The organism is Flavobacterium laiguense, from assembly GCF_003097655.1.
Lineage (GTDB): Bacteria > Bacteroidota > Bacteroidia > Flavobacteriales > Flavobacteriaceae > Flavobacterium > Flavobacterium laiguense.
This window is the reverse complement of the sequence record NZ_QCZH01000002.1, coordinates 39,545-51,702: the sequence shown is the minus strand read 5'-3', so window position 1 is coordinate 51,702 and position 12,158 is coordinate 39,545. Positions and strand designations below refer to the sequence as shown.

At 34.8% G+C, this 12,158-nt stretch carries 11 protein-coding genes and 1 pseudogene; 6 read left to right on the top strand and 6 right to left on the bottom strand.

The window, feature by feature from the left end:
- Positions 1–171: 171 nt before the first annotated feature.
- A complete protein-coding gene (locus DB891_RS03000; protein WP_116760455.1) occupies positions 172–2,406 on the bottom strand; it encodes a B12-binding domain-containing radical SAM protein in 2,235 nt (744 codons plus the stop codon).
- A gap of 261 nt (positions 2,407–2,667) precedes the next feature.
- Between DB891_RS03000 and DB891_RS02995 the strand changes: the two genes are divergently transcribed.
- Entirely contained in the window at positions 2,668–3,468 is an 801-nt protein-coding gene (locus DB891_RS02995) for a KilA-N domain-containing protein (RefSeq protein ID WP_116760453.1), read from the top strand.
- Between the two features lie 71 nt (positions 3,469–3,539).
- Positions 3,540–3,641 (top strand): annotated as a pseudogene (locus DB891_RS17940) (T9SS type B sorting domain-containing protein); the annotation flags it as partial.
- 56 nt (positions 3,642–3,697) lie between these two features.
- On the opposite strand, the gene DB891_RS02985 reads toward DB891_RS17940, so the two are convergent.
- Genes DB891_RS02985 through DB891_RS02975 form a run of 3 tightly spaced genes read right to left on the bottom strand, consistent with a single transcriptional unit; the run spans position 3,698 to position 6,038 of the window.
- The gene (locus DB891_RS02985) at positions 3,698–5,074 is read right to left on the bottom strand and encodes an alpha/beta hydrolase family protein (protein WP_116760451.1); all 1,377 of its coding nucleotides are present in this window, start codon (positions 5,072–5,074) and stop codon (positions 3,698–3,700) included.
- A gap of 50 nt (positions 5,075–5,124) precedes the next feature.
- A complete protein-coding gene (locus DB891_RS02980; protein WP_116760449.1) occupies positions 5,125–5,778 on the bottom strand; it encodes an SdpI family protein in 654 nt (217 codons plus the stop codon).
- Between the two features lie 5 nt (positions 5,779–5,783).
- On the bottom strand, positions 5,784–6,038 hold the full coding sequence (locus DB891_RS02975; RefSeq protein ID WP_116760447.1) for an autorepressor SdpR family transcription factor: 255 nt from the start codon (positions 6,036–6,038) through the stop codon (positions 5,784–5,786).
- 105 nt (positions 6,039–6,143) lie between these two features.
- Between DB891_RS02975 and bshC the strand changes: the two genes are divergently transcribed.
- The 4 genes from bshC to DB891_RS02955 all read left to right on the top strand — a co-directional run bounded on the left by bshC (position 6,144) and on the right by DB891_RS02955 (position 10,978).
- Positions 6,144–7,745 carry a bacillithiol biosynthesis cysteine-adding enzyme BshC gene (gene bshC, locus DB891_RS02970; RefSeq protein WP_116760445.1) on the top strand — a complete coding sequence of 534 codons (1,602 nt, stop codon included), beginning with the start codon at positions 6,144–6,146 and terminating at the stop codon, positions 7,743–7,745.
- A gap of 128 nt (positions 7,746–7,873) precedes the next feature.
- Positions 7,874–9,202, top strand: a complete 1,329-nt coding sequence (locus tag DB891_RS02965; RefSeq protein WP_394335985.1) for an acyltransferase family protein — start codon at positions 7,874–7,876, stop codon at positions 9,200–9,202.
- 424 nt (positions 9,203–9,626) lie between these two features.
- On the top strand, positions 9,627–10,490 hold the full coding sequence (locus DB891_RS02960; RefSeq protein WP_116760441.1) for a formylglycine-generating enzyme family protein: 864 nt from the start codon (positions 9,627–9,629) through the stop codon (positions 10,488–10,490).
- A gap of 68 nt (positions 10,491–10,558) precedes the next feature.
- Entirely contained in the window at positions 10,559–10,978 is a 420-nt protein-coding gene (locus DB891_RS02955) for a nucleoside-diphosphate kinase (protein WP_116760439.1), read from the top strand.
- Between the two features lie 212 nt (positions 10,979–11,190).
- Here the strand turns inward: DB891_RS02955 and DB891_RS02950 are convergent, their stop codons facing one another.
- Both DB891_RS02950 and DB891_RS02945 read right to left on the bottom strand, forming a co-directional pair.
- Positions 11,191–11,487 (bottom strand): DUF721 domain-containing protein, encoded by a 297-nt coding sequence (locus DB891_RS02950; protein ID WP_116760437.1) that lies wholly within the window; start codon positions 11,485–11,487, stop codon positions 11,191–11,193.
- Positions 11,468–11,911 carry a hypothetical protein gene (locus DB891_RS02945; RefSeq protein ID WP_116760435.1) on the bottom strand — a complete coding sequence of 148 codons (444 nt, stop codon included), beginning with the start codon at positions 11,909–11,911 and terminating at the stop codon, positions 11,468–11,470. The genes DB891_RS02950 and DB891_RS02945 overlap by 20 nt, the downstream gene beginning before the upstream one ends.
- Positions 11,912–12,158 lie beyond the last annotated feature (247 nt).

Below are 12,158 nucleotides of genomic sequence, written 5' to 3'. Positions count from 1 at the left end.
ATTTATAAATCATTTATAAATCATTTATAAATTTATAAAACATAAATTAGCCCGCAGATTTTACACAGATAAAAATATAGATTTGACTCAAAAAAATGAAATCCGTGCCAATCAGTTTAATCCGTGGACCAATACAACACAAACTTGTTTTATTTATGGTGCAATTTTGAACTACAACACCAACAACCCAAATTCCCTCAAAGTATTTACAGGTTTAGAGTACCAAAACAATTCGAAGTCTTCCAATTGGGATTCAAAATCAGTTTTTACTTCCTGAAAAGAAAAGGTTTTAGTGTTCGAAACCGATATTTTTTGAAGCATTTCAACCAGCCATTCCCCTTCCTTTTTATTGGTCTGAATACTGAAACTTTCTTTTTTATCGTGAAAAGTCAGCGTCATCATTTCCCAAGAATTCCCTTTTTTGGATTTGGTAAATGTTTCAATTGATGGTTTTCCTCCCAACCAAACGATTTTGGCAGTAGGTTTGGTATTAAAATTAGTTTCTTCTTGAAGAGCATCAAAAATAAAATCAGCTCCTATTTTCGTTTTCGGAATTTTGAAATCAAACCAATCTTGTAGCTCGTAATCAAAACAAATCCCGTGCATAAAATTAAACAGCGATTTCTTGAGTCCGAAACTGAATTTATCGTGATCGATTCCTGTTGAATCGGTATAATTAATATCATTGTTAGCAAAAGTTCCAATAGCATCAGTTTCTTTTACAGCTCCAAATTGCTCTGGAAACATTCCCACCGGACTGTGCGCTGTCATCGCAAATTGGTGCCAAAATCCCGATTGCAAAACGCCTGCTTCAAACAATTGACGCACCATTTCGAGACTGTCCACCGTTTCTTGAACCGTTTGCGTTGGATAACCATACATCAAATAAGCATGTACCATTACGCCTGCTTCGGTAAAATTCCGAGTGACTTTCGCCACTTGCTCTACCGTTACTCCTTTGTCAATCAATTTCAACAATCTGTCAGAAGCCACTTCTAACCCTCCTGAAACCGCAATACAACCCGAAGCTTTGAGCAACAAACACAAATCTTGGGTAAAACTTTTTTCGAATCGAATGTTCGTCCACCACGTAACGGCCAGTTTCCTGCGAAGGATTTCGAGAGCCAAGGCGCGCATCAAAGCGGGTGGTGCGGCTTCGTCTACATAATGAAAACCAGTTTCTCCCGTTTGGGCAATCATTTCTTCCATTCGGTCGCACAATAAGTTTGCTGCAACTGGTTCGTATACTTTTATATAATCTAATGAAATATCACAAAACGTGCATTTTCCCCAATAACAACCGTGCGCCATTGTTAGTTTATTCCAGCGTCCGTCGCTCCACAATCGGTGCATTGGATTAACGATTTCGATAACCGAAATGTATTTGTCCAAAAACAAATCCGAATAATCGGGCGTTCCCACTTGGGACTGTTTGTAATCTGGTTTGGTGGAGTTGTTTTTGTACACTACTTTTCCGTCTTCTAAAAGGAATGTCCTTTTGTATGATTTGGAATTTGGAATTTTATCATTGGAATTTTCACCTTCCAAGTTGGAATTTGGAATTTGAATATTGGAAATTAACTCTTCTATTGGCGTTTCGCCATCATCCAAAGTGATGTAATCGAAAAACTCAAAAACCCGAGCATCAGATAGTGAACGCAATTCGGTATTTGGAAAACCGCCTCCCATCGAGATTTTTATATTCGGATAGTGCTTTTTAACCCATTGTGCGGATCGAAAAGCTGAATATAAATTCCCAGGAAACGGAACTGAAATCAGGAATAGTGTTGGCTGAACGGTTTCTATTCTCTCTTTTAAAATCGAAAGAAGAATGTTATCTATATAGGTTGGTTCTTGTTGCAAAGCATTATACAATTCGTCAAAAGAATTGGCTGAACGCCCCAATCTTTCCGCATAACGACTGAAACCAAAATTCTCATCTACACATTCTACGATAAAATCGGAGATATCTTCAAGGTACAAAGTCGCCAAATGTTTGGCTTTGTCCTGCGTTCCCATCGTTCCGAAAGCCCAATCCAATTCTTCCAATTGTGCAAACCTTGAAGCTTCCGGCAGAAAATCTTCCTGACAAATTTGGAGCGCCAAGGTTGGATTCTTCCCCTGCAAAAATGCAATAACTGAATCGATAGTTTTGATGTATTCGTCTTGTAAAGCGAGAATTCGCTGAGTGTTTGGAGTTTTTGGTTTATTGTTTGTTCTTGCTTGACCAAAAATCTCTTCCAGCCCTTGTTTCGAAAACAATTTCAATATCACTTCTATCCCCAAATCCGCCTGAACCGATTCAATGTTTTTGGTGTTCAAAAACCCTTTGATATAAGCCGTTGCTGGATAAGGCGTATTTAGTTGGGTAAACGGGGGCGTGATGAGGAACAGTATTGGTTTCAAGAGTGAGATTGTTTTGGTGCAAAAGTAATCTATTTTAGAATTTGAAAAAGAAATGCCTCATAGATACCTGCAATTTCTTTATTTTGAAATATTATTATTACTTTTAAAACTTAAAAAAAACAATATCACTTCAATAATATTTTTAAAGAATAGACTAAAATGACATTTTGCATTATCAAAAAATCATTGTGGTTTTGAGAGAAACGGACAGAATTATGAAAGAAATTGATGAAATTGGAACATAAATATGTAAACTAAATTATGGCAAAAATAAACGTAAAGAATACTGAAATAACGATTTTTGTTCAAAACGATATTGATTTTATTTCCTTAACCGATATGTCTGGAAGTTTTAAGGAAGGAAGCGCCTTAATTGGCAAATGGATTACTAATAAAAACACATTAGAATATTTAGGAATTTGGGAAAGAATATATAATCCTGATTTTAATTACCCCGAATTCGGTGTAATTGAAAATAGTGCGGGTATAAATCGATTTGTTATGTCTGTGGGACAATGGATTGAGCGCACTCAAGCGAAAGGTTTATTAGTAAAAGCGGGAAGATATGGCGGAACGTTTGCACACAAGGATATTGCGTTTCATTTTGCAATGTGGCTAAGTCCTGAATTCCAAATACACCTGATTAAAGAATTTCAACGTCTTAAAGAAGATGAGCATCAAAATATTGGATGGACTGCCAAACGGGAACTTTCTAAAATAAATTACCATATACATACCGATGCCGTAAAACAAAACTTAATTCCACGGGAGTTAACATCACAACAAACAGCTATTATTTATGCCAACGAAGCCGATGTGCTCAATATGGCATTATTTGGAGTTACAGCAAAACTATGGAGAGATAAAAATCCTGATTTAAAAGGAAATTGCAGGGATTATGCTTCTATAAATGAACTAATTTGTCTTTCAAACCTCGAAAATTTAAATGCCCATTTCATCAACGAAAAACAACAACAAAACGAAAGATTAACAAAACTGAATCAAATTGCAATTCATCAAATGAGTATTTTAGAAAAAGTGACACCTAAATTTTTAAAATAATTTTTGACAAAAAATTTAAAGAAGCTATTCAATGATTACCAAAAAATAATGAAGAAGTACGAAAAAAGAGGGGAACGTATACAGGCCAACCTCTCCCTGCCACTGATTATTGGCTTGTGGTTACTCGAAAAAACGGGAAAGAATACAAAGGCCATTTTAGTTTAAAAAGGTAAAAAAAATCATAAAAAAAGCCCATTTTGTTGGGCTTTTTACATTTTCAGCGTCCTTATTACTTCACTTGCAACAAAACCCATTTGGATATTTCCTCTAATGCAATTGGAGAGAATGTTTGTTCGATAGTTCCATATTCATTGGGTAAACCCGTTTTACATTCTTGAAACAGATGATTTAAATTGGGCACTATTTTGGTCGTTACTTTTTTATTCCCTCCTTTAACGACTGCTTTATTAATTGCATCCAGATTTACATCAGCAGGAACTTGTAAATCTTTATCTCCGTTTATGGCTAAAACAGGACATTTCACTTTTTCTAAAGCTGATACAGGATCAAATTTTAGAAAATTAACCATCCAAGGGCTTGTGATTTGATCCGTTAATGCACTTATTTGTTCCTCATTCATTTTGTCACCAAATTGCAATTTGAAATAACTATTGATTTTAGTTTTTAAATTATTGTCACCAGCGGATGAAGCTAAAACAATATCATAAGCACCTTTAAAAATTTCCTGTCCCTTTTGAATTTCATTTTCAGGAGTTCCCATTTGGCGTTCTATCTTTTCTTTTTGCAAAAGCATTAATTTATCCCCACGAATTCCTGTTCCTGCCAACAATACAATGAAATCAATATCTTTTGAATTCTCCGCAACAATGGGTGCAATTACTCCTCCTTCGCTATGTCCTATTAATCCAATCTTGTTTTTGTCGATTTCTTTCCGCGTTTGCAAATAGACAACTGCTGCTTGAACATCTTTGGCAAAATCCATAGTAGTTGCCGCTTTAAAATCACCGGTCGATTTTGCAACCCCGCGATCATCGAATCTTAAAACTGCAATTCCTTTTTTGGTTAAATAATCGGCCAAAACTAGAAAGGGTTTGTGTCCAAATAATTCTTCATCTCTGTTCTCAGGACCACTACCAGTTATCAAAATTACAACAGGAAAACGGCCTTCTTTTTGAGGCAAACTTAAAGTTCCAGCCAAAACATTTTTATCGATTTTGTTTTCAAACACAACTTCTTCTGTATAATAGGGATAAGGTATTTGTGGTTCTTGAGGTCTTACGACCACTTTTTTCTCTATAATTCCTCTTGACATATCCATAGTAAAGGATTGGCCTCTTTGTGTAAAACTACCAACAATTACATTGTCCTTATTTAACATTCCTTCATAAACAATTTTAGCATTTGGTATTTCTAATTTTAAAATAGAGTTTTCAAAACTGGTAGTCGTTATTGGAATTCCTTTTGCACCCTGATCGGGACTATCCATTGTTGAGCTGTAACCATTTTCGGTTTTCGTGACATTAAATACAACCCTTAATTGTCCTCCAGGAACTTTTAAAACACCATTCCACTGTCCCGTAATTCCTTGTCCGAACATGGCAAAAGAAACTAAAATTGCTGTCAAAAAAAGTACTATTTTTTTCATTTGTTTCGTTAAATATGTAAATTAAAATTGATGCTAAATCCTTAAAACCCCTAACCTTTTTTCTCCAATTCCTTAAATTTAATATAGGAATATACCATCGGAACGACTGCTAAAACAACTACAAGGGAAATAAAAGCAATAGAGAAAGAATGGTTTTCAAAAATCAATCCTCCCAATACGATTACCAACCCTCCGACAACCCAAAGTTTACCTGCAAAAACATGGGTAACTTTCCAAACTTCATTATTTTCTAATGTCCAAGGAGTACGTATTCCTATAAAATAATTGGGTTGAATTACTTTAAAATAATTGCCAAAAACTATTAATAGAACTCCCGCAATTACATAGACTAAATTAGGACTCGAAAAAGATTGATTCTTGGTTATAAAAATGATAAACAAAGCCAAGATTGACATGAATAAAACAAGAAAAAACTTCAATTGATAAAACTTCCCTCCCATTAAAGCAATTCTCTTTTTAGGATCTATTTTGGGGATAACAAGCATTAATGCGTATGTAAACACCGGTAACATAAACAGTAATCCTATAAGAGAAAATTTATCTCCCCAATGATCAACCTCCCCTTTGTAATTCCAATGTGTCGGAACTTTATTGGGTAATGTATTCCAAATAAAAGCCAAATAAACAAAGGGCATTAACACAATTCCAATAATAGGAAGTTCTTTCCTGAAAGCTGCATTCATAAATATTATTTTTTAAAGGTTAAAATCCATTGCAATACATCTTCCATAATAGTCGTGTTAATAGAATAGAAAATAAATTGCCCCGATTTTTCAGCAGTGATCAAATCGGCACGTTTCAAAATATCCAAATGATGGGAAATACTCGGCTTCGACATATGGAACTGATCGGCTATTTCTCCAGCAGACATGCTCTTTGTTTTCAAAAGCTCCAATATTTCTCTTCGTGTGGCATCATTCAATGCTTTAAATATGTCGTTCATAATTTAAAGTATTTATATATTTAGACAAATATCTAAATACATTTTTTATCCACCAAATAGTTCTTCCATTATTTTTTGGTATTTTAGCATCAAATAAAAAGTAATATGCCAACCGACTGTATCAGCTATCAAAATTCAGGTTATTTTTCGCCCTTGATGAATGATTATTTAAACCAAAAAACCGAATTACACTCTTTATACCATCGCTTTCCCACTCTCGAAAACTTTGAAGAACAAATCGAGGAAAAAAAAATCAATTTCAATGGCAATGACAATGGCAAAAGAGAAACCCTCGTTAATGTTTTAAAAACTCAATACGCCCAATTAAACGTTTCTGCTGGTACTTTAAACAACATTGAACTTTTAAACAATTCAAACACCTTTACAATTACCACCGGACACCAATTGAATTTATTTAGTGGTCCTTTGTATTTTTTGTATAAAATCATTTCGACCATTAATTTGACAACCGAATTAAAAGCTAAATATCCAGACTATAATTTTGTTCCCGTATATTGGATGGCGACCGAAGACCATGATTTTGAAGAAATAAATTATTTCAGTTTTAAAGGAAAAAAATTCCATTGGAACAGAGACAGTAAAGGTCCTGTCGGGAGATTGTCTACCGAAGGATTAGCCGATTTCCTAGAAATATATGCTCTTGAAATAGGCTCCAGTACCAATGCTAACACCATTAAAAAACTATTTGAAGATTCCTATATCAAGCATGATAACTTAGCCGATGCCACGAGATATTTAGCAAACGAACTTTTTGGAGCATCAGGTTTAGTTATTTTGGATGCCGATGACCAAAATTTGAAACGCAATTTTATTCCATACATAAAAGAGGAATTGCTTCACCAAACTTCCTTCAAAGCAGTAACCGAAACCATCGAAAAAATGAAGGATTATTTCGTTCAGGTAAATCCACGCGAGATTAATTTATTCTACATTGAGGGCGATTTACGCGAAAGAATTATTCTTGAGAATAATATTTACAAAGTCAACCACACTAAAATTGAATTCACCGAGACCGAAATTCTCGCATTATTAGAAAGCAATCCTGAAAAATTCAGTCCCAATGTAATCATGCGTCCTTTGTACCAAGAAGTTATTTTACCCAACTTATGTTACATAGGCGGTGGCGGGGAAATTGCCTATTGGTTCGAATTAAAGTCTTTTTTCGCTTCCGCAAAAATTACCTTCCCGATATTGCTGTTGAGAAACTCAGTGCTTTTGGCAACCGAAAAACAAAACAAAAAAGCAGACAAATTAAACCTGACCTGGTCGGATTTGTTTTCGAAACAAGCTGCTTTAGTCAATAGAATAACCCAAAAATTATCCGATTTCCCTATTGATTTCAGCGAACAAAAAGAAATATTAAGAAAACAATTCGATACGTTTCTAGAACTTGCCAACCATACGGACAAATCCTTCTTGGGAGCGGTAAAAGCACAAGAAGCCAAACAAATCAAAGGGTTGTCAACTCTAGAAAAGAGATTGCTTATTGCCCAAAAAAGAAAATTCCACGATGAACTGCAACGTATTATTGACTTACAAAACGAATTGTTCCCAAACCAAAGTTTACAGGAACGTCAAGCCAATTTTTCGGAATTTTATCTGGAAAACGGAGAGCGCTTGATTCCGCAATTGATGAGCCAACTCAAACCATTAGAGCAAAATTTTAGTATAATTACTTTAGACTAAAATAAAAATTAAACACATAGAAACATAGAAAAAAAGAATTAGATAGCCCAATTCTTGGGTTAACAAAGCTATGTGATCTCTAATAAAGTGAAACGTCTTAACAAAAGTCATAAAAACTATGTCTCTATGTGGTTAAAAAAATAGATCTCGAATTATACCCAACAATTAAATACTCCCCAAAACCAATGACCAAAGACCGCCTTATTTCGCTAGATGTTTTTAGAGGATTAACCATTTTATTAATGACCATTGTCAACAACCCAGGAAGCTGGGCAACGGTTTACCCTCCTCTTTTACACTCTGTATGGCATGGCTGTACTCCTACCGACTTGGTTTTTCCGTTCTTTATTTTTATCATGGGTGTGGCTATTTCTTTTGCTATGCCAACCAAAAATTATGACAGCACCACGTTCAATAAAATATTAACGCGTTCGTTGCGCATGTTTTGTTTGGGGGTCTTTTTTAATTTTTTTGGCAATATTCAACTCTTCGGATTAGAAGGTATTCCTTTAGTAATCGGTCGTTTACTCATAACCGCTGCTGTAGGTTATGCCCTTATGGGAAATTTTAATTCCAAACTAAAAACGTATTTGGCAGTTTCTATTTTTGCCCTTTATTTAATCTTAGCCTATAGCGGCATCGAAGCCTATCAAAATGTAAGACTACCGGGTGTATTGCAACGCATCGGGATTATCTATTTCATAGCCTCACTTTTATATCTAAAAACCACTCAAAAAACGCAATTATTGGTTGCAATCGGAATATTGCTAGGCTATTGGGCAATCATGACACTCTTTCCAGCACCTGGATTCGAAATCACAAATCTAGAAAAAGGAACCAACTTAGCTGCTTGGGTTGATAGTGTTCTATTAAAAGGACACATGTGGGCGGTAACCAACACTTGGGATCCCGAAGGAATCTTAAGCACCATCCCTTCTATTGCCACCGGAATCATAGGACTTCTTATTGGACAATTGCTCAACAGCCCATTATTGAAATTTGAAAAGGCAAAAAAGATGGCGATTATTGGAGTAACTCTTATCTGTTTAGGATTACTGTGGAATATTATTTTCCCAATAAACAAAGCCCTTTGGACCAGCTCATATGTCGTATACTCTGCCGGATTAGCCACGTTAACCTTAGCTATTTTATATTATTGCATTGACATTGCCAACTATAAAAAAGGAACCAAATTATTCTTGGTTTGGGGAGTAAATCCAATGATTGTATTCTTTCTTTCCGAGATTATTCCGCAAGCTTTTGTGATGATTTCTTTTCCAAATCCAAAAATTCCAACTGAACAAATCAATCTTCTGGATTATTTGTATTCCTTTGGAGTACAGCCTTTCTTTAGCAATGCTATGACGGCTTCATTAGTATTTGCACTCCTTTATGTTGGTTTATGGACGATTCTTTTAGGGTATTTCTACAAAAACAAAATGTATTTCAAAGTTTAAAATACGGAAAAATAATGCCGTTAAAAACAAATTAAGAATACCCACCCATCCGAAAAAAGGAAGAGCAATACTATTTTCTTCCTTTTTTTTATGAGGCCAACCCTAGTACAGCTTTTCGGTTTTACAAAATTTATTGTACTCCCTGCCCAAAGCCCTTCCAATTCTACCGTAATGTTTTTTAGGATTTATTCTATGAAATACAAACAATCATTTTATTTGTAATTTTATCGTATTCATTTTATTCTTCACATTTCAATAAAAATAGTATTGGAAATTAAAATCAATTACAGTAACAACAACAAAATAAAGTTAATAATTTACGGATTCCGAAGAGAGCCAACACCATTGCAAACAGCCCCATATATGTTGATTTCATAAAATAACACTAGTTTTGATACCAATAATTCATTAAATTTTAGTTAACATGAGAAAAACCTACTTTTCTACAGTATTATTACTGACAAGCCTATTTTTAACATTGCCCAGTCAAGCTCAAAAAAAAACAAATCCTCCTTGTCAAAACTTATTTGATTCACACATGATAAAAGTAAAAGGCGGAAGCTTTCAAATGGGAACAAAAGACAAAAATTTCGTAGTTTATAAAGACGAAATTAAACAACATGAAGTTACGATTAACAGCTTTGAAATTAGCAAATACGAAGTCACTGTTTGCCAATGGAAAATATTTGTAAAAGAAACCAAATCAAAGATGCCTCAAAAACCAACTTGGGAGTGGAAAGAGAATTACCCTATTAATCAAATTACTTGGGAAGAGGCTATCTCCTTTTGTAACTGGTTAAGTAAAAAAGAAAAGCTACAACCCGCATACTCCAAAAAAGGCCCAAATTATATTTGCGATTTCAAGGCGAATGGGTATAGATTGCCTACTGAAGCGGAGTGGGAATATGCTGCCAAAGATGGGAAATTAGCTAAAAAAACAAAATATTCCGGCGGTGATAATCCCGATGAAGTATCATGGTATAAGGCCAATAGTAAAAACACTCCCCATACCGTTGGTACAAAATCACCAAATAAACTAGGCCTTTATGACATGAGCGGAAATGTTTGGGAATGGTGTTGGGACTGGTATAATAAGGATTACTACAAAATGGTAAATCAAAACACCAAAAACCCAACCGGACCAGAAATGGGCGAAAAAAGAATTGTACGAGGTGGCTCGTGGGATAGCGTAACCGATGGTTTACGTCCAGAAAACAGACTCTCTACCTACCCAAACAAAACACACTCCTTTTACGGGTTCAGGTTAGCCAAATCAATAGCACAATAAATTGTAATCCAGTAGTATTTTATCAATAATAAAGTATATTTTTGCACAAAATTTTAAAACACAAAAAAATGGCTACTAATAGAACTTTTACAATGATTAAGCCTGATGCTGTACAAAACGGACACATCGGAAACATATTGGCAATGATTACAAACGCTGGTTTCAAAATCGTTTCTTTGAAATTAACTCAATTAACTATTGCTGATGCACAAGCATTTTACGCTGTACACGCTGCAAGACCTTTCTACGGAGAATTAGTAGAATTCATGTCTCGTGGTCCTATTGTTGCTGCAATTTTAGAAAAAGATAACGCTGTTGAAGATTTCAGAACTTTAATTGGTGCTACAAACCCAGCTGAAGCTGCTGAAGGAACTATCCGTAAAGCATACGCAACTTCTATTGGAGAAAATGCAGTTCACGGTTCAGATAGCGACGAAAATGCAGCTATCGAAGGTGCTTTTCATTTCGCAGGAAGAGAGCAGTTCTAATTTAGACTACTTAGATTTCTAGATTATTAGACATCCTAGATTTTAAATAAAAACAAACCCCACTTAATACTAAGTGGGGTTTGTTCGTTTTTAGAGTTTATAAAAATAAAAATCTAAGAAATCTAAATATTATACTAGTCAAAAAATCTAATAATTCAATAATCTAATAATCCAACAATCTAATAATCCAACAATCTAATAATCTAAGATGTCTATCTGAGAACCACATCACGCACTACATCCCTCCGTAATTCCTCATTGATCATCGTCACGATTTTGGATTTACCATGACTTAATTCCTCCCGCAATACAGCCGAAGTCAGCTCAACATAAAGTGTAGACCCTTTCAAAACAACATTGTTGGTATAACTATTCACCCCATTACCCATCAAATTGCGCCAAGCTTCCTTCACGTCAATCTGATCCATTCCGGGCTGTAGTTTATTGACTTGGATGATTTGTTTCAAAACATCCCCCACCGTACTCTGATTATTTAGTCTTTTTGCCATAGTTGTCAAGGTTTATTGGCCCTGTTTTCTTATAATGATATTCTTTTTTCTCTGCATTCAAAACCACCAATTCTTTATCGGTCAAAACCAGTATTTCCTCACTCCATTTCATATAAGGAGTGCTATAATCCAAAAAGGTCTGATCATCCGTAAATCGAATTTTTACGTTTTCAAAAGTATCGTTTACCAAGAAAGTCCCATCCAATTGTGGCATTACTTTTTTGCGAATCCCCGAATTATTTTTGTCTATCTTAAAATAATCAAACGATTCATTCATACCGTATTGCTTCTCTTCTCCATTCTCCAAAATCACTTTTTCAATTTCCCAATAGCCGTTGATTTTCGCAACATCAGCCGGATTTATTTTTTGCTTACAGCCCACAAATAGGAGTGCAACCAGTAAAATACCAAATACTTTTTTCATAAAATAATTACTTTTTTAAGGAGCTATTTCCTGCTCTCCGTTTCAATCTTATGAGTCTCGTCTCGTCCCAAAAGACGAGCCGGGACTCATAAGGATTTCCACTTCTATCAGGGCTAGGTCTTTCCGATTGTCAATATCTTTAATTTACACCACAAAGTTAAACTTTAAAAAATCAAAGAAAATAAAAAATCACACTCTCATTAAACTATTTTCAATATTTTTGATCATATATAGAACTAACTTTTGC

Excerpts from the sequence above, each read along its gene's own strand:
- DB891_RS02995 (WP_116760453.1), top strand. The coding sequence starts at position 2,668 with ATGGCAAAAATAAACGTAAAGAATACTGAAATAACGATTTTTGTTCAA.
- DB891_RS02985 (WP_116760451.1), bottom strand. The coding sequence starts at position 5,074 with ATGAAAAAAATAGTACTTTTTTTGACAGCAATTTTAGTTTCTTTTGCC.
- DB891_RS02980 (WP_116760449.1), bottom strand. The coding sequence starts at position 5,778 with ATGAATGCAGCTTTCAGGAAAGAACTTCCTATTATTGGAATTGTGTTA.
- DB891_RS02975 (WP_116760447.1), bottom strand. The coding sequence starts at position 6,038 with ATGAACGACATATTTAAAGCATTGAATGATGCCACACGAAGAGAAATA.
- bshC (WP_116760445.1), top strand. The coding sequence starts at position 6,144 with ATGCCAACCGACTGTATCAGCTATCAAAATTCAGGTTATTTTTCGCCC.
- DB891_RS02960 (WP_116760441.1), top strand. The coding sequence starts at position 9,627 with ATGAGAAAAACCTACTTTTCTACAGTATTATTACTGACAAGCCTATTT.
- DB891_RS02955 (WP_116760439.1), top strand. The coding sequence starts at position 10,559 with ATGGCTACTAATAGAACTTTTACAATGATTAAGCCTGATGCTGTACAA.
- DB891_RS02950 (WP_116760437.1), bottom strand. The coding sequence starts at position 11,487 with ATGGCAAAAAGACTAAATAATCAGAGTACGGTGGGGGATGTTTTGAAA.
- DB891_RS02945 (WP_116760435.1), bottom strand. The coding sequence starts at position 11,911 with ATGAAAAAAGTATTTGGTATTTTACTGGTTGCACTCCTATTTGTGGGC.